Origin of the sequence: Streptomyces sp. Tu 3180 (assembly GCF_009852415.1) — a bacterium.
GTDB lineage: Bacteria > Actinomycetota > Actinomycetes > Streptomycetales > Streptomycetaceae > Streptomyces.
The window spans coordinates 5,886,567-5,902,124 of record NZ_WOXS01000002.1 but is presented as its reverse complement, the minus strand read 5'-3'; the positions used below and the strand labels follow the sequence as shown (position 1 = coordinate 5,902,124).

Here is a 15,558-nt window from a genome sequence, read left to right as displayed (position 1 = left end):
GGACACCACGGCACTGACAGCCCCCGACGTCCTCCCCTCCCCGGGGAGCGGGGACCGCGGGCCCCGGCGGTCGTGGCCCGGCGGGCCCGTGCCGGTGCCCCGGGCCCGCCGGATCCGCCGGCGGCGGCCTGGGCGGCCCGGGTCACTCCACCCCGATGAGCAGCAGGGCGCCCTGCCTGCCGCCGTGGTACACCACCGTGTCGACGGCGAGGTAGCCCTCGCGGACCCGGGCCTCCAGGTGACCGGCGACGGCCTCGGGGGCCCCGTCGCCGAGGACCAGGGTGACCATCTCGCCGCCGGCCGCGAGCATGCGGTCGAGGACGGCCCCGGCGGTGGCCGCGAGGTCCTGCCCGATCACGGCCACGTCTCCGTCGATGAGGCCGAGGACGTCACCGGCCTGGCAGATGCCGGCCATGGTCCAGGACTGGTGCTCGGCGACGGTGACCTCGGCGTACCGGGTCGCGCCCGCCGCCGAGGTCATCGCCACCACGTCCTCGTCGAAGCGGCGCTCCGGTTCGTGCACCGCGAGCGCCGCGATGCCCTGGACCGCGGAGCGGGTCGGGATGAGGGCCACCCGGATGCCCTCGGTCCGGGCCTGCTCGGCCGCCGCGGCGGCGGTGTGCCGCAGGTCCGTGTCGTTGGGCAGCAGCACCACCTCGCGCGCGTGCGCCCGCCGTACGGCCTGGACGATCTCGCCGCTGGCGGGCGGCTCCCCGGGGCGCGCGAGCACGGTGGTCGCACCGGCCTCGGCGTACAGCCCGGCCAGGCCCTCGCCGGGCACCACGGCCACGACGGCCCGCTGTGCGCGCTCCTCGGGCGACCGCTCGGCCCCCGTGGTGTGGACGTCCCCGGCACCGAAGTGGGTGATGCGGATCCGGTACGGCCGCCCGGCCTCGACCCCGGCCTCGACCGCCGCGCCCGCGTCGTCGACGTGCACGTGGACGTTCCACAGCCCGTCGCCGCCGACCACGACGAGCGAGTCCCCCAGCCCGTCGAGCCGCTCCCGCAGCCGCGCCACGGCCGCGTCGTCGGCCTCCAGGAGATAGATCACCTCGAAGGCGGGCCCGCCGGGCCCCGGGACGGCCCCGCCGTCGGCGCACTCGCCGACCTCGGCGGCGCCCGGGGGGAGAGCGCCCGGCGCCTCCGCGGACGCGCGGCGCTCCTCCGCGTCCTCCGTGTGCCCCGTGTCCCCCGCGTCCTCCGTGTCCCCCGCGCCCTGCGCCTTCCCCGCCGCGCCCTCGGCGGGTACCCCGCCCACGTGGTGCAGGCGCGCGTGCAGCACGGGGTCGGTGGCGCGTACGGAGCCGCTCCACGGGCCGCCCACCGCGGGCATCGCCCGCGGCGCCCGCCCCGTGAACGTCTCCACCAGGGCCGCGAGCACCGCCACCAGTCCCCTGCCGCCCGCGTCCACCACGCCCGCGCGCCGCAGGACGGCCAGCTGGCCCGGCGTCGCGGCGAGGGCCGCGCGGGCGCCCTCGTAGGCCGCGCGCGCCACCGTCCCGCAGTCGCCCTCCGCGCCGCCGGCCGCCTCGGCGGCCGCCGAGGCGACGGTGAGGACCGTGCCCTCGACGGGGTGGGCGACGGCCCGGCGCGCGGAGTCGGCCGCGTGCCGCAGGGCCAGCCGCAGCCCCTGCCCGTCGGCGCGGGCCGCGGCCTCCTCCCCGGCCAGCACCTGGGCCATCCCGCGCAGCAGCTGGGCCAGGATCGTCCCGGAGTTCCCGCGCGCGCCTATCAGCGCCCCGTGCGCCATCGCCCGCAGCGCGTCGGCCAGCGTCGGCCCCCCGCTCACGCCGCCGGGGGTCCCGCCGGGACGCGTGGCGTTCCCCGCCTCGTGCCCCGTGAACACCGCCTCGACCGCCGCGGCCGCCGACTCGACGGTCAGGTAGAGATTGGTACCGGTGTCCCCGTCCGCCACCGGGTAGACGTTGATCGCGTCGATCTCCTCACGCGACCGTCCCAGCGCCTCCAGCGCGAGACCGCACCAGGCACGCACCGCGAGAGCATCGAGGAATGTCTGCGGCACCTGCGCCACCTGCGCCTCCCTGAGCTGCTGGACGTGGCACGCAGCGTAGACCTTGGGGCGTCGCCCACCGGAAGAGGGCCGGGGGCGGGCCCCTGAGCTGCCATGGTAGTTTCGTTCTACGGGCGCAGCCGTTGTATGCTGCTCCGGTTGCCCGATCCGATCGGGCCTCTCCCCTGGCAGCGCCACTCAGATCCTCAGGGCTCCTCGAGTCCTGGATTTCGGTTCCGGCATGCCGGGATCAACCGTAAGTGCATCTGAAGTCTTTGGAGTGACCCGTGGCTGCCAACTGCGACGTCTGCGGCAAGGGGCCGGGCTTCGGCAACAACATCTCGCACTCGCACCGCCGTACGTCCCGCCGCTGGAACCCGAACATCCAGCGTGTGCGTACCGTGGTCGGCGGGACGCCGAAGCGCGTGAACGCCTGCACCTCGTGCATCAAGGCCGGCAAGGTCTCGCGCTGACGCTTCCGCTGAGCGCGCGGCCACAACCGGTTTCGCCGCACAAAGCCGGTCCACCTCGTGTGGGCCGGCTTTTTGCCGTGTCCTGACGGCGGTCCGCGGCCGCACGGGCGCGGCCCGCCCGCGGCCGCCGTCACCACGGGACGCCGGCCGGCCACCGCCGCGACGGGACCTCGGCCGGCTCCGGCCGCCCCCTCGGGACGTCAGCCGGTCCCGGCCGCCCCGTCGCGGGTCCGCCGCCCGAGTTCCCAGCCGTGGTCCACCGGCCCGATGCCGCCGCCCAGGGCGAACCCGGCCGCGATCGCCCCGGTGACGTACTCCTTGGCCTCCGCCACCGCCTCCGGCACCGACCGCCCCTTCGCCAGCTGCGACGCGATCGCCGACGCGAGCGTGCAGCCCGTGCCGTGGGTGTGCCGGTTGTCGTGCCGGGGAGCGCGCAGCCAGTGCTCCCGCGAGCCGTCCGTCAGCAGGTCGACCGCCCGGTCCGCCCCCGCCGCGAGATGGCCGCCCTTGATCACCACCCAGCGCGGCCCGAACGCCAGCACCGCCCGGGCCGCCCGGCGCATGTCGGACTCCGATTCGACCCGCAGGCCCGTGAGTTGCTCCACCTCGTCCAGGTTCGGCGTGGCCACGGTCGCCACCGGCAGCAGTCTGGTCCGTACCGAGTCCAGCGCGGAGGCGGCCAGCAGCGGGTCCCCGTGCTTGGAGACCCCCACCGGATCGACGACCGCCGGCGCGTCCGTGCCGGCGATCAAGTCGGCCACGGCCTCGACGAGTTCGGCGGAGGCCAGCATGCCGGTCTTGACCGCCTGCACGCCGATGTCGTCGACGACGCTGCGGTACTGGGCCCGCACCGCCGCCACGGGAAGCTCCCAGGCTCCCTGCACGCCGAGGGAGTTCTGCGCGGTCACCGCGGTCAGCACGCTCATGCCGTGCACGCCGAGCGCGAGCATCGTCTTCAGGTCGGCCTGGATGCCCGCGCCGCCGCCCGAGTCGGAGCCGGCCACGGTGAGCACCCTGGGCGGGGCGGTCCGGCCGCTCACGACTCGATGTCCCCGAAGTGGTCCCAGCCGCCCTGGGTCGTCCAGGGCGCCCCGTCGACCGTCACCTGGGGCAGCGCCGAGGGGTTGAGCACCTCGCCGATCACCTTCCAGCGGGCGGGCAGCTTCACGTCCGGCGGGAAGGTGGCCACGATCGCGTGGTCCTCTCCCCCGGTCAGCACCCACTGCATGGGGTCGACGCCGACGGCCTGACCGATGTCGTTCATCTGCGAGGGGATGTCGATCGCCCCGGAGCGGATGTCGATGCGCACCTTGCTGGCCTCGGCGATGTGCCCGAGGTCGGCGATCAGCCCGTCGCTCACGTCGCACATCGCGGTGGCGCCCAGCCCGGCGGCGGCCGGACCCGCGTGGTACGGCGGCTCGGGGCGCCGGTGCGCCTCGACGAAGGCGCGCGGCGAGCGGAAACCGCGGGAGAGCACCGCGTACCCGGCCGCGGACCAGCCCAGCCATCCGGTCACCGCGACGAGGTCGCCGGGCTGCGCGCCGGCCCGGGTGACGGGCTCCTGGTTGCGCAGGTCGCCGAGCGCGGTGATCGACACCATGATCGTGTCGCCGCGTACCACGTCACCGCCGACGACCGCGGCGCCCGCGACCTGGCACTCGTCGCGCAGGCCGTCCATCAGCTCCGAGGGCCAGGTGACGGGCAGTTCCGCCGGGACGACCAGGCCGAGCAGCAGCGCGGTCGGCACGGCGCCCATGGCGGCGATGTCGGCGAGGTTCTGCGCGGCGGCCTTGCGGCCGACGTCGTAGGCCGTGGACCAGTCGCGGCGGAAGTGCCGGCCCTCCACCAGGATGTCGGTGCTGGCCACGACCCTGCGGTCGGGCGCGGCGACCACCGCGGCGTCGTCACCGGGGCCGACCCGGACCGCCGGGGTGGTGGTGAGACGGGAGGTGAGCTCCCTGATGAGCCCGAACTCCCCGAGCTCACCAACAGTGCCCTTCATGTCCCTCGCTCCCCTTCTGTCCTGTCCCCGACCGTGCCCGGTCGCGAGCCGTCCGTGCGCTCGTTACGGTCGAAGTGACCGTCAACTTCTCTCGTGCCTGCACCCCGACGCGCAAGGCCCGGTTCCCGCAGGTCTCCCCGCGACGAGCGACGACGCGATACCGTGGCGTTCCTTTTCCCCACATGATCCTCGTGGCCGCCCTGGAGGTTCCGTGGTACAGGCGTACATCCTGATCCAGACGGAGGTCGGCAAAGCGTCGACCGTCGCCGAGCTGATCGGCAAGATCCCTGGAGTCATCCAGGCCGAGGACGTGACCGGACCGTACGACGTGATCGTGCGCGCCCAGGCCGACACCGTCGACGACCTGGGCCGGATGGTGGTGGCGAAGGTCCAGCAGGTGGACGGGATCACCCGTACCCTGACCTGCCCGGTCGTCCATCTGTAGCCCCCGTCTACCCTGTGCCGGTGAACTCCTTCCGTCACCGGCACGCCGTCCTGTCCGCCCTCGCGGTGCTGATCACCGCCGCGGGCTGCTCCTCAGCAGACGACAGCGCGTCCGCGGCGGTTCCCAGCCCGGACGCGAAGGTCACCAAGCTGTGCCAGAACCTGGACGAGGCCCTGCCGGCGAAGGTGGACGGTGAGAGTCGCGACGATCCCGAACCCGCGTCCGAACTGACCGCGGGCTGGGGCGGCGTGGCGATCATACTGCGGTGCGGTGTCGAGCGGCCTCCGAAGATGGCCGACCCCAAGGTGGCCAACGGCCGCGACGCCGACGCGGTGCCGGGCGGGGTGAACGGCGTCGACTGGCTGATGGAGAGGCGGGACGGCGGCACCTACCGCTTCACCACCGCCAACCGCGAGGCGTACGTGGAGGTGGAGGTGACCGGCGGGCGGGACGGCACCGGCGTGCTGATCGACCTCGCCCCGGCCGTCAAGAAGGCGATCCCCGAGGGGATCGCCTTCTGAGGCGTGCGTCCGCCGCTCAGCGCAGTCCGGTGGACCGCCGCAGCGCCGCCTGCACCAGCCGGTCCACCAGCTCCGGGTAGCTCACCCCGGTGGCCTGCCACATCTGCGGGTACATCGAGATCGGCGTGAAGCCGGGCATGGTGTTGATCTCGTTGATCACGAAATCGCCGTCCTCGGTGAGGAAGAAGTCCGCGCGGACCAGTCCCTCGCAGGAGGCCGCCTCGAACGCCTCCACCGCGAGCCGGCGCACCTCGGCCGTCTCCTCCTCGGTCAGCGGCGCGGGCACGATGCCGGGCGTGGAGTCGATGTACTTGGCCTCGAAGTCGTAGTACGCGTGCGCCTCGGGCGGCGGGATCTCGGCGGGCACCGAGGCGCGCGGACCGTCCTCGAACTCCAGCACGCCGCACTCGATCTCGCGGCCGCGCAGCGCCGCCTCGACGAGGATCTTCGGGTCGTGGCGCTGGGCCTCGGCGATCGCCTCGTCCAGGCCGGAGAGGTCGTCGACCTTGGTGATGCCGATCGAGGAGCCGGCCCGCGCGGGCTTCACGAACAGCGGCCACCCGTGCTCGCCGGCGAAGTCGACGATCCTCTTCCGGGCGGCGGACTCGTCCTGCCGCCACTCGCGCGGCCGGATCACCAGGTACGGGCCGACCTTGAGCCCGAAGGAGGTGAACACCCGCTTCATGTACTCCTTGTCCTGGCCGACGGCCGAGGCGAGCACGCCCGAGCCGACGTAGGGGACGCCGGAGAGCTCCAGCAGGCCCTGCAGGGTGCCGTCCTCGCCGTAGGGGCCGTGCAGCACCGGGAAGACCACGTCGACCTCGCCGAGCGCCTTGGGCACCGAACCGGGCTCGCTGTAGACGACTTCGCGGCTGGCGGGGTCGACGGGCAGCACCACACCGCCCTCCGCCGACTCGGCGAGCTGGTCGACGCTGGGGGTGCGGCGATCGGTGATCGCCATGCGTTCCGGCTCGTCGGCCGTGAGAGCCCAGCGGCCGTCCGTGGTGATGCCGATCGGCAGGACGTCGTACCTGGTCCGGTCGATGGCCTTGAGGACGGCTCCGGCGGTCACCACGGAGATCCCGTGTTCGGAGCTGCGCCCGCCGAACACGACGGCCACACGCGGTTTGCGCGGCGGCTGCTCGGGGCTCTGGGGGAGGTTCTCGGTGCTCATATCGCGATGAGAGTACCCGTTGGTAGAGCGGGGAGACAGCGCCCGCAACGCCGCGCGTGGGCCGAACGGAGGGGGTCGTCGCTCAGCGTCGTTCGGGCTTCGCGCTGCGCGACATCAGCTCCTTGACGGCGACCGCGGGGGGCTTGCCCTCGTGCACGATGGAGACGACCGTCTCGGTGAGCGGCATGTCGACGCCGTGCCGGCGGGCCAGATCCAGCACCGACTCGCAGGACTTGACGCCCTCGGCGGTCTGCTTGGTGACCGCGATGGTCTCCTCGAGGGTCATGCCCTTGCCGAGGTTGGTGCCGAAGGTGTGGTTGCGCGACAGCGGCGACGAGCAGGTGGCCACCAGGTCGCCCAGCCCCGCGAGTCCGGAGAAGGTCAGCGGGTCGGCGCCCAGCGCGACCCCGAGCCGGGTGGTCTCGGCGAGGCCGCGGGTGATGAGCGAGCCCTTGGCGTTGTCACCGAGCCCCATGCCGTCCGCGATGCCGACGGCCAGCCCGATCACGTTCTTCACGGCGCCGCCCAGTTCGCAGCCGACGACGTCGGTGTTGGTGTACGGCCGGAAGTACGGCGTGTGGCAGGCGGTCTGGAGCCGCCGGGCGACGGCCTCGTCGGTGCAGGCGACCACGGCGGCGGCCGGCATCCGGGCGGCGATCTCGCGGGCCAGGTTGGGCCCGGTGACCACGGCGATCCGTTCGGGCCCCACCTTGGCGACGTCCTCGATCACCTCGCTCATGCGCATGGCGGAGCCGAGTTCGACGCCCTTCATCAGCGACACGAGGACCGTGCCGGGGGCGAGCAGCGGCGTCCACTCGGCGAGGTTGTCGCGCAGCGTCTGCGAGGGGACGGCGAGGACGGTGAAGTCGGCGTCGCGCGCGGCCTCGGCGGCGTCCGCGGTGGCCCGCACGTTCTCCGGGAGTTCGACTCCGGGCAGGTAGTCGGGGTTGGTGCGGGTGGAGTTGACCGCTTCGGCGAGTTCGGGGCGCCGCCCCCACAGCACGACGTCGCAGCCCGCGTCGGCGAGGACCATGCCGAAGGCCGTGCCCCATGATCCGGTGCCGAAGACGGCCGCCTTGACCGGCTTGCTCACGTGTCCAGCCCCTCTTTCCGCGTGGCGGCCCTGCTCTGTGCCTGTTCCTTGCGAGCCGTCGGCGTTCCCGACGGCCGGTCTGCCTGCGGCTGCGCGTCCGACGGCCGTGTGCCGGCCGGCTCCGCGTCCGACGGCTGCGTGCCGCGCCGTCCCGTCCGCCGCTTCTGCGCCCGGGTCCTGCGGCGCTGTTCGATGCGCTCGCGACGCGGGTCGTAGGGCGTCTCGGGGGCCTTCTCGCCGCGGATCTCCTCCAGCAGGCGGGTGATGGCCGCCATGATCGCCTCGGTCGCCTCCTTGAGCAGTTCCGGGGTCATCTCCCGGTCGTAGAAGCGGTCCAGGTCCACCGGCGGCCCGGCCAGGACCCGGTGGGTCTTGCGCGGCAGGAGGTGGGGCTTCTTGGCGTACGGCGGCAGCAGTTCGTTGGCGCCCCACTGGGCGACCGGGATCACGGGGCACTTGGTCTGCAGCGCGACGCGCGCGGCACCGGTCTTGCCGGTCATGGGCCAGCCGTCCGGGTCGCGGGTGAGAGTGCCCTCGGGGTAGAAGGCGACGCATTCGCCGCGCTCCACCGCGTCGATCGCGGCCCGGAAGGCGCTGAGCGCGTCCGTGCTCTCGCGGTAGACCGGGATCTGCCCGGTGCCGCGCATCGCGGCGCCGACGAATCCCTTGTTGAAAAGCCCGCTCTTCGCCAGGAATCGCGGAACACGTCCGGTGTTGTACTGAAAGTGCGCGTAGGCGAAGGGATCGATGTGCGAATTGTGGTTCACCGCGGTGATAAATCCACCCTCGGCCGGAATGTTCTCCATTCCGCGCCAGTCCCGCTTGAGGAGAACCACCAGCGGCGGTTTGCAGATCACCGCGGCGAAGCGGTACCAGAAGCCGATTCTGCGGCGCGGCACAAGGACACCTTCCTCTTGGTCCTGTCTTTCGTATCACCCCGGGGCCACGGGCTCGGACCGGAGGCCGGGCGGGCCGCACAAGTGTCGCCCCGGGCCACCGGTCTGTCGAGAACACGGTACGCCCCGACTCCTCGGCCACCGGGTGCTCAGGGTGACAATGGCCGCGACAAGAGAGGGACGTAACACTCGTGCAGTGGACCTTGGTGGTGCCCCTGAAGCCGCTGGACCGGGCCAAGAGCAGGCTGTCGGACACCGCGGACGACGGGCTGCGCCCGGGCCTCGCGCTCGCCTTCGCCCAGGACACGGTGGCGGCCGCGCTGGCGTGCCCGGCGGTGCGGGATGTGGTGGTCGTCACGGACGACGCCCGGGCGGGCCGCGCGCTCGGCGCGCTGGGCGCCGGGATCGTCCCCGACGAACCGGGCAGCGGCCTGAACGCCGCTCTCGCCCACGCGGCGGCGGTGGCGCGCGCGTTCCGGCGCGCCGGCCGCGTGGCGGCCCTCAACGCCGATCTCCCGGCGCTCCGCCCGGCGGAATTGGCCCGCGTCCTCGATACGGCCGCCGAATTCCCGCGCGCTTTTCTCGCGGATACCGCCGCGATCGGCACGACCCTGCTGGCCGCGTCCCCGGACCGGGAATTGCGCCCGTGCTTCGGACCCGGTTCCCGGGCCCGGCACCGGGCGTCCGGGGCCGTGGAGCTGTGCCTGGACGCGGTGGATTCCGTGCGGCAGGACGTGGACACCGGCGACGACCTGCGGGCGGCGCTGGCGCTGGGGGTGGGCCCTCACACGGCCGCGGCCGCCGCGCGGTTGCCGGTACCGGAGCAGTAGGCTGCCGCCATGCAGGCCACCGCGTACACCTACGACCCCGTCAGCCGCAGCGGTCAGGTGCTCCTGGACGACGGCACCCCGGTGTCCTTCGACGCTCCGGCGTTCGACGCGGGGGTCTGAGGCTGCTGCGCCCCGGGCAGCGGGTGCGCATCGAGACCGAGGGCGAGGGCGAGGGCCGGCGGATCACGCTGGTGACGCTCCAGACGTTCTGACCGGTCGCCCTCCGGGCGCCGTCCGGCCGTCGGCACCCCGGACACGCCGCGGGCCGGGCTCCCCGTCGGAGTCCGGCCCGGCGCGTGAGTACCGCTTGCCCCCGGCTACTTCTTGCGGGCGGGCCCCGGCTACTTCTTGCGGGCGGTGGTCTTCTTGGCGGTGGTCTTGCGGGCGGTGGACTTCTTCGCGGGCGCCTTCTTGGCCGTCGCCTTCTTCGCCGGGGCCTTCTTGGCGGTCGTCTTCTTCGCGGCGGTGGTCTTGGCGGCCGCCGCGGTCTGGGCGGGCGCCTTCTTCGCGGTGGTCTTCTTGGCCGCCGCCGTCTTGGTGGCGGCCTTCTTCGCCGTCGCCTTCCTGGCCGTCGTGGTCTTCGCCGCACCCGTCGCCTTCTTGGCGGCGGCCTTCTTCCCCGCCGCCTTGGAGATGGTGGGCGGCGGGCCGGAGAGGCTGCCCTTGGGGGCCTTCTTGACGGCGATGTCGTGCTTCGGGAGCTTCTTCGACCCGCTGACCAGGTCCTTGAACCCCTGTCCCGCGCGGAACCGCGGGACGGAGGTCTTCTTGACCCGAACCCGCTCGCCCGTCTGGGGGTTGCGGGCGTAGCGGGCCGGACGGTCGACCTTCTCGAACGAACCGAAACCGGTGACCGAGACCCGGTCACCCGCGACCACCGCGCGGACGATGGCGTCCAGGACCGCGTCGACAGCATCGGCGGCCTGCTGACGACCGCCCATCTTGTCGGCAATCGCTTCTACGAGCTGCGCCTTGTTCACGTCTTCCCCTTCGGAGACATCGCCAGAACGAAAGTGTTCAAGCTTTTTCGCACGTTAGGCAGATATATACCGCAAATCAAACACGAAACGGGCTAATCACCCTTGTGCCGCAACAGACTCGACCGTCCCGACTGGTTCAGCGTTCCTCTTCGGGGAATCGCCCCTCGTCGAGGTCCGCGATGAACCGTTCCAGACGCCTTGCCGCACCGGCGAGATCGTGCTTGGCCGCGGCCGTAATGACCAGCAGCTTCCGGGTCAGCGCCATCCGTACGCCCTCCGGGACTTGCAGTGCGCGCACCCTCGAGTGCGCTTCCTTGAGCCGGACCGCGACCGCCGCATAGAGCTCGAGTTGGCCGTCGTGTCCCATGCACAGATTGTGCCATCTGGGGCGAGTTGTCGCCCGCCCAGGTGGTAACTGTGGCCTCGGACGGTCTTCCCGACACCTGAGGAAGTCGTGGGTACATGACGCACGTACCCCAGCAATCACCTGCGTAACGTGGGAAGTTGAGGGACCCCGAGGCGGCGCGCGCGGCCGGGCGGACGCAGAGACGCCCGTACCCCCGATCGGGCCGATCGGGGGTACGGGCGGGTGTCGGGGGTGGCCGAAAGTCGGCTTCCGGCAGGACTTCGCCTGCGGTAGGCCTCAGGCCGTGAGCGTGCGCGGCTTGAACGACGGACGCCTCGCCTCGTAGGCGGCGATGTCCGCCTCGTTCTGCAGCGTGATGGAGATGTCGTCGAGCCCGTTCAGCAGTCGCCAGCGGGAGTTCTCGTCGAGCTCGAAGGAGGCGGTGACGCCCTCGGCGCGCACCTCGCGGGCCTCGAGGTCGACGGTGATCTCCGCCGTGGGGTCCTCCTCCGTGAGCTCCCACAGCGCGTCCACGATCTTCTGGTCGAGGACCACCGTGAGCAGGCCGTTCTTCAGCGAGTTGCCGCGGAAGATGTCGGCGAAGCGGGAGGAGATCACGGCCTTGAAGCCGTAGTTCTGCAGGGCCCAGACGGCGTGCTCGCGGGAGGAGCCGGTGCCGAAGTCGGGGCCGGCCACCAGCACCGTGGCACCCTGCCGCTCGGGCCGGTTGAGCACGAACTCCGGGTCCTTGCGCCAGGCCTCGAACAGACCGTCCTCGAACCCGTCCCGCGTCACCTTCTTGAGCCAGTGGGCGGGGATGATCTGGTCGGTGTCGACGTTGCTGCGGCGCAGCGGGACGGCCCGGCCGGTGTGGGTGGTGAATGCTTCCATGACTGATCAGACTCCAGCGGGCGTACGGGCGTCGGCTGCGGCGAGGTCGGCCGGGGAGGCCAGGTGGCCGAGGACCGCGGTGGCGGCGGCGACCTGCGGGGACACCAGGTGGGTGCGGCCGCCCTTGCCCTGCCGGCCCTCGAAGTTGCGGTTGGAGGTGGAGGCGGAGCGCTCACCGGGGGCGAGCTGGTCGGGGTTCATGCCCAGGCACATGGAGCAGCCCGCGTGCCGCCACTCGGCGCCGGCCTCCTTGAAGACCACGTCCAGGCCCTCGGAGACGGCCTGCAGACCCACCCGGGCGGAGCCCGGGACGACCAGCATCCGTACGCCGTCGGCGACTTTGCGGCCCTTGATGACGTCCGCCGCGGCGCGCAGGTCCTCGATGCGGCCGTTGGTGCAGGAGCCTACGAAGACGGTGTCGACCTCGATGGAGCGCAGCGGCTGGCCGGCCTCCAACCCCATGTACTCCAGGGCCTTTTCGGCGGCGAGGCGCTCCGAGGCGTCTTCGTACGAAGCGGGGTCGGGGACCGAGGCGGACAGCGGCGCGCCCTGGCCCGGGTTGGTGCCCCAGGTGACGAACGGGGACAGCTCGGCGGCCTCGATGACGACCTCGGCGTCGAACTCGGCGTCCTCGTCCGAGCGCAGCGTCTTCCAGTACGCCACGGCGGCGTCCCAGTCCTCGCCCTGCGGGGCGTGCGGACGGCCCTTGAGGTACTCGAAGGTCGTCTCGTCGGGGGCGATCATGCCCGCGCGGGCGCCGGCCTCGATCGACATGTTGCAGATGGTCATCCGGGCTTCCATCGAGAGCTTCTCGACGGCCTCGCCGCGGTACTCCAGGACGTAGCCCTGGCCGCCGCCGGTGCCGATCCTCGCGATGATCGCCAGGATCAGGTCCTTGGCCGTGACGCCCTCGGGCAGCTCGCCGTTGACCGTGATCGCCATGGTCTTCGGGCGGGTCATCGGCAGCGTCTGGGTGGCCAGCACGTGCTCGACCTGGGAGGTGCCGATGCCGAACGCCAGTCCGCCGAAGGCGCCGTGCGTGGAGGTGTGCGAGTCGCCGCAGACGACGGTCATGCCGGGCTGGGTCAGGCCCAGCTGCGGGCCGACGACGTGCACGACGCCCTGCTCGACGTCGCCCAGCGGGTGCAGCCGGACGCCGAACTCGGCGCAGTTCTTGCGCAGCGTCTCCAGCTGGACCCGGGAGACCGGGTCGGCGATGGGCTTGTCGATGTCGAGGGTCGGGGTGTTGTGGTCCTCGGTGGCGATGGTGAGGTCGAGGCGGCGCACGGTGCGGCCGCTCTTGCGGAGGCCGTCGAAGGCCTGCGGGCTGGTCACCTCGTGCAGCAGGTGCAGATCGATGAAGAGGAGGTCGGGCTCGCCCTCGGCGCGCCGGACGACGTGGTCGTCCCAGACCTTCTCCGCGAGTGTCCTACCCATCGCTGTCCCTCCGGCCGGCACAGGGTGCGCCGGTCCAACTAGATCTGTGGGGAGACGGCGCCCGCACCCCTGATTCCGGGCGTCCGCCGCCAGGCCCGGTGGTCCACGGGCCGCGTTGCTTCCGTGTCTCCAGAGTGGCGGGTTCCACGGAAAATTGAACTTGCGTTTCACAGAGTGAGACGCAAGTATCGTTGCATGGACAACAGTAGCGGCGTCGGCGTTCTGGACAAGGCGGCCCTCGTCCTGAGCGCTCTGGAGTCCGGCCCGGCCACCCTCGCGGGGTTGGTCGGCGCCACCGGACTGGCACGACCCACGGCCCACCGCCTGGCCGTGGCGCTGGAGCACCACCGCCTGGTGGCGCGCGACATGCAGGGCCGCTTCATCCTCGGCCCGCGCCTGGCCGAACTGGCCGCGGCGGCGGGCGAGGACCGCCTGCTCGCCACGGCGGGCCCGGTGCTCACCCACCTGCGCGACGTCACCGGGGAGAGCGCCCAGCTCTACCGCCGCCAGGGCGACATGCGCATCTGCGTCGCCGCGGCGGAGCGCCTGTCGGGCCTCCGGGACACCGTCCCGGTGGGCTCCACGCTGACGATGAAGGCCGGCTCCTCGGCGCAGATCCTGCTCGCCTGGGAGGAGCCGGAGCGGCTGCACCGCGGTCTGCAGGGCGCCCGTTTCACGGCGACGGCCCTGTCGGGCGTGCGGCGCCGCGGCTGGGCCCAGTCGATCGGCGAGCGCGAGCCAGGTGTCGCGTCCGTCTCCGCGCCGGTGCGCGGACCCTCGAACCGCGTGGTGGCCGCCGTCTCCGTCTCCGGTCCCATCGAGCGCCTGACCCGCCACCCGGGCCGGATGCACGCGCAGGCCGTCATCGACGCCGCCACCCGCCTCTCCGAGGCGCTGCGCCGCTCCTGACCCCCGCCCCCGTCGGGAACGGGCCCGCCTCAACGCCGCGGCAGGCCCCTTCCCGGCACGCACCGGAGGTCCGCGCCACCGAGTCCCGGTACGCCGAAGGCCCTCCACCGAGGTGGAGGGCCTTCACTGTGTACCCCCGACCGGATTCGAACCGGCGCTACCGCCTTGAGAGGGCGGCGTGCTAGGCCGCTACACAACGGGGGCGTGGATCATGCGTTTCCGCAGATCCTGCTGGTCTACCTGGACTCGAACCAAGACTAACTGAACCAGAATCAGTCGTGCTGCCAATTACACCATAGACCAATGATGGTTTAGACCAGTCAGTACCCCCGACCGGATTCGAACCGGCGCTACCGCCTTGAGAGGGCGGCGTGCTAGGCCGCTACACAACGGGGGCCCTAGCGATCCTGCATCGAGAACAGCGGGAGCTACCCGACTGTCCCCGCGAGAAGGATCTGTACCCCCGACCGGATTCGAACCGGCGCTACTGCCTTGAGAGGGCAGCGTGCTAGGCCGCTACACAACGGGGGCTTGCGGATGTGATCCGCGGTTGCAGATGAGCTCTGCGAGCTGGCCTACCTGGACTCGAACCAAGACTAACTGAACCAGAATCAGTCGTGCTGCCAATTACACCATAGGCCACTGGAACGCAAGCCCCTGAGGGGGATCTTGTTCTAGTTCTGCGCTGTGGGGTTCCGGCCTTCCGGCCCGCTCCCCTCGGCGCAGGAAGAACATTACCCGAAGGTGGACGGGGCTCCAAAACGAGTATCGGCGGCGAGTATCGCGGGAAGTTCGGCGAGGGACGCGATGCGGCGCGGCCCCACGGGCGGTTCGACGGCCACCCACGCCTTGCCGCGGTCGATCCACACCGACAGCAGCCCGGCCTCGGCGGCGCCCCGGCCGTCGATCTCCGGGTGGTCGCCGACGTACGCGACCTGCTCCGGAGGCAGCGCCAGGGCCTCGCAGGCGGCGAGGAAGGCAGCCGGCTCGGGCTTGGAGACGCCCAGCTCCGCGGCGCACAGGATGGCCTCGAAGCGGTCGTGGACGCCGAGGACGCGCAGCTTGCGGTCCTGGACGTGGAGGCTGGAGTTGGAGAGCACCGCGTGGCGGTGGCTGGAGGCGAGGGCGTCGAGGACGGGCAGCACGTCCGGGAAGAGGCTCCAGGCGGCCTCGTAGTGGACCAGGTAGCGCCGGAACCAGTCGTCCGCCTCGGCGTCGGTCAGGTCCCGGCCCAGGAAGACCCGGGTGCGGTCACGGCGCTGGGTCTCGAAGTCCACCTCCCCCGCGGCGAACCGCGCCCACTGCAGGTCGGTGATCTCCCGCCAGTGCAGCAGCGCCTCCTCCGCGGAGGCGTACCGGGAGAGCAGTCCCTCGGCCAGCAGGTGGGCCCGTATGCCCTCGCGGTCGGCGGTGGTGTAGTCGAAGAGGGTGTCGTCCACGTCCCAGACGACGGCTCGGATCGCCATGCTCCCGACAGTACCGTCGCACCGGCCGGGGCACCCGGGATCGTCCCGGAAGGACACCGGGCCGGGGCGGGTGCCGTCCACGTC

At 72.3% G+C, this 15,558-nt stretch carries 16 protein-coding genes, 5 tRNA genes and 1 pseudogene; 6 read left to right on the top strand and 16 right to left on the bottom strand.

From position 1 onward, the window contains the following. Positions 1 to 142 precede the first annotated feature (142 nt). Positions 143 to 2,032, bottom strand: coding sequence for a DAK2 domain-containing protein (locus GL259_RS27505; protein ID WP_159535984.1), 1,890 nt, complete (start codon positions 2,030 to 2,032; stop codon positions 143 to 145). Between the two features lie 266 nt (positions 2,033 to 2,298). On the opposite strand from GL259_RS27505, the gene rpmB reads away from it, so the two are divergent. Next, complete coding sequence (rpmB, locus tag GL259_RS27500; protein WP_003993230.1) at positions 2,299 to 2,484, top strand: 50S ribosomal protein L28; 186 nt, start codon at positions 2,299 to 2,301, stop codon at positions 2,482 to 2,484. A 200-nt stretch (positions 2,485 to 2,684) separates the two neighbouring features. Here the strand turns inward: rpmB and thiD are convergent, their stop codons facing one another. Next, entirely contained in the window at positions 2,685 to 3,524 is an 840-nt protein-coding gene (gene thiD / locus GL259_RS27495; RefSeq protein ID WP_159535983.1) for a bifunctional hydroxymethylpyrimidine kinase/phosphomethylpyrimidine kinase, read from the bottom strand. Further along, a complete protein-coding gene (locus tag GL259_RS27490) occupies positions 3,521 to 4,486 on the bottom strand; it encodes a thiamine-phosphate kinase (RefSeq protein WP_159535982.1) in 966 nt (321 codons plus the stop codon). Before GL259_RS27490 ends, thiD begins: the two co-directional genes overlap by 4 nt. A 211-nt stretch (positions 4,487 to 4,697) precedes the next feature. Between GL259_RS27490 and GL259_RS27485 the strand changes: the two genes are divergently transcribed. Together GL259_RS27485 and GL259_RS27480 are read left to right on the top strand one after the other, a co-directional pair. Further along, entirely contained in the window at positions 4,698 to 4,931 is a 234-nt protein-coding gene (locus GL259_RS27485) for an Lrp/AsnC ligand binding domain-containing protein (protein WP_037933238.1), read from the top strand. 20 nt (positions 4,932 to 4,951) lie between these two features. Further along, positions 4,952 to 5,452 (top strand): DUF3515 domain-containing protein, encoded by a 501-nt coding sequence (locus GL259_RS27480; protein WP_159535981.1) that lies wholly within the window; start codon positions 4,952 to 4,954, stop codon positions 5,450 to 5,452. Between the two features lie 16 nt (positions 5,453 to 5,468). Here the strand turns inward: GL259_RS27480 and GL259_RS27475 are convergent, their stop codons facing one another. The 3 genes from GL259_RS27475 to GL259_RS27465 form a co-directional block, all read right to left on the bottom strand. Further along, entirely contained in the window at positions 5,469 to 6,626 is a 1,158-nt protein-coding gene (locus GL259_RS27475; protein ID WP_159535980.1) for a D-alanine--D-alanine ligase family protein, read from the bottom strand. A gap of 82 nt (positions 6,627 to 6,708) precedes the next feature. Beyond that, positions 6,709 to 7,719, bottom strand: a complete 1,011-nt coding sequence (locus GL259_RS27470) for an NAD(P)H-dependent glycerol-3-phosphate dehydrogenase (RefSeq protein ID WP_159535979.1) — start codon at positions 7,717 to 7,719, stop codon at positions 6,709 to 6,711. Further along, positions 7,716 to 8,618 (bottom strand): lysophospholipid acyltransferase family protein, encoded by a 903-nt coding sequence (locus tag GL259_RS27465; protein WP_159535978.1) that lies wholly within the window; start codon positions 8,616 to 8,618, stop codon positions 7,716 to 7,718. The genes GL259_RS27470 and GL259_RS27465 overlap by 4 nt, the downstream gene beginning before the upstream one ends. 188 nt (positions 8,619 to 8,806) lie before the next feature. On the opposite strand from GL259_RS27465, the gene cofC reads away from it, so the two are divergent. After that, the gene (gene cofC / locus GL259_RS27460; RefSeq protein WP_159535977.1) at positions 8,807 to 9,445 is read left to right on the top strand and encodes a 2-phospho-L-lactate guanylyltransferase; all 639 of its coding nucleotides are present in this window, start codon (positions 8,807 to 8,809) and stop codon (positions 9,443 to 9,445) included. A 9-nt stretch (positions 9,446 to 9,454) separates the two neighbouring features. Beyond that, positions 9,455 to 9,657: pseudogene (locus GL259_RS27455) on the top strand (hypothetical protein). Positions 9,658 to 9,786: 129 nt separating this feature from the next. Here the strand turns inward: GL259_RS27455 and GL259_RS27450 are convergent. From GL259_RS27450 to leuC, 4 genes are all read right to left on the bottom strand, one after another. Next, positions 9,787 to 10,425, bottom strand: coding sequence for an HU family DNA-binding protein (locus tag GL259_RS27450; RefSeq protein WP_159535976.1), 639 nt, complete (start codon positions 10,423 to 10,425; stop codon positions 9,787 to 9,789). Positions 10,426 to 10,561: 136 nt separating this feature from the next. Further along, positions 10,562 to 10,792: a hypothetical protein gene (locus GL259_RS27445; protein ID WP_159535975.1), complete on the bottom strand. Its 231-nt coding sequence runs from the start codon at positions 10,790 to 10,792 to the stop codon at positions 10,562 to 10,564. Between the two features lie 276 nt (positions 10,793 to 11,068). Next, the gene (gene leuD / locus GL259_RS27440; RefSeq protein WP_159535974.1) at positions 11,069 to 11,662 is read right to left on the bottom strand and encodes a 3-isopropylmalate dehydratase small subunit; all 594 of its coding nucleotides are present in this window, start codon (positions 11,660 to 11,662) and stop codon (positions 11,069 to 11,071) included. Between the two features lie 6 nt (positions 11,663 to 11,668). After that, positions 11,669 to 13,099, bottom strand: a complete 1,431-nt coding sequence (gene leuC, locus GL259_RS27435; protein ID WP_159535973.1) for a 3-isopropylmalate dehydratase large subunit — start codon at positions 13,097 to 13,099, stop codon at positions 11,669 to 11,671. 195 nt (positions 13,100 to 13,294) lie between these two features. Between leuC and ndgR the strand changes: the two genes are divergently transcribed. After that, entirely contained in the window at positions 13,295 to 14,008 is a 714-nt protein-coding gene (gene ndgR, locus GL259_RS27430) for an IclR family transcriptional regulator NdgR (protein WP_159535972.1), read from the top strand. A 131-nt stretch (positions 14,009 to 14,139) separates the two neighbouring features. Here ndgR and GL259_RS27425 read toward each other — a convergent pair. The 6 genes from GL259_RS27425 to GL259_RS27400 all read right to left on the bottom strand — a co-directional run bounded on the left by GL259_RS27425 (position 14,140) and on the right by GL259_RS27400 (position 15,474). After that, a tRNA-Glu gene (locus GL259_RS27425) sits at positions 14,140 to 14,212 on the bottom strand. Positions 14,213 to 14,239: 27 nt separating this feature from the next. Further along, positions 14,240 to 14,311 (bottom strand) — tRNA-Gln (locus tag GL259_RS27420). A 21-nt stretch (positions 14,312 to 14,332) separates the two neighbouring features. Beyond that, a tRNA-Glu gene (locus GL259_RS27415) sits at positions 14,333 to 14,405 on the bottom strand. A 61-nt stretch (positions 14,406 to 14,466) separates the two neighbouring features. Beyond that, a tRNA-Glu gene (locus GL259_RS27410) sits at positions 14,467 to 14,539 on the bottom strand. Positions 14,540 to 14,578: 39 nt separating this feature from the next. Further along, positions 14,579 to 14,650: transfer RNA gene (locus tag GL259_RS27405), tRNA-Gln, on the bottom strand. 92 nt (positions 14,651 to 14,742) lie between these two features. Continuing rightward, positions 14,743 to 15,474 carry an HAD family hydrolase gene (locus tag GL259_RS27400; protein WP_159535971.1) on the bottom strand — a complete coding sequence of 244 codons (732 nt, stop codon included), beginning with the start codon at positions 15,472 to 15,474 and terminating at the stop codon, positions 14,743 to 14,745. Positions 15,475 to 15,558: the final 84 nt, after the last annotated feature.

Excerpts from the sequence above, each read along its gene's own strand:
- leuD (WP_159535974.1), bottom strand. The coding sequence starts at position 11,662 with ATGGAAGCATTCACCACCCACACCGGCCGGGCCGTCCCGCTGCGCCGC.
- ndgR (WP_159535972.1), top strand. The coding sequence starts at position 13,295 with ATGGACAACAGTAGCGGCGTCGGCGTTCTGGACAAGGCGGCCCTCGTC.
- GL259_RS27475 (WP_159535980.1), bottom strand. The coding sequence starts at position 6,626 with ATGAGCACCGAGAACCTCCCCCAGAGCCCCGAGCAGCCGCCGCGCAAA.
- GL259_RS27490 (WP_159535982.1), bottom strand. The coding sequence starts at position 4,486 with ATGAAGGGCACTGTTGGTGAGCTCGGGGAGTTCGGGCTCATCAGGGAG.
- GL259_RS27400 (WP_159535971.1), bottom strand. The coding sequence starts at position 15,474 with ATGGCGATCCGAGCCGTCGTCTGGGACGTGGACGACACCCTCTTCGAC.
- leuC (WP_159535973.1), bottom strand. The coding sequence starts at position 13,099 with ATGGGTAGGACACTCGCGGAGAAGGTCTGGGACGACCACGTCGTCCGG.
- GL259_RS27445 (WP_159535975.1), bottom strand. The coding sequence starts at position 10,792 with ATGGGACACGACGGCCAACTCGAGCTCTATGCGGCGGTCGCGGTCCGG.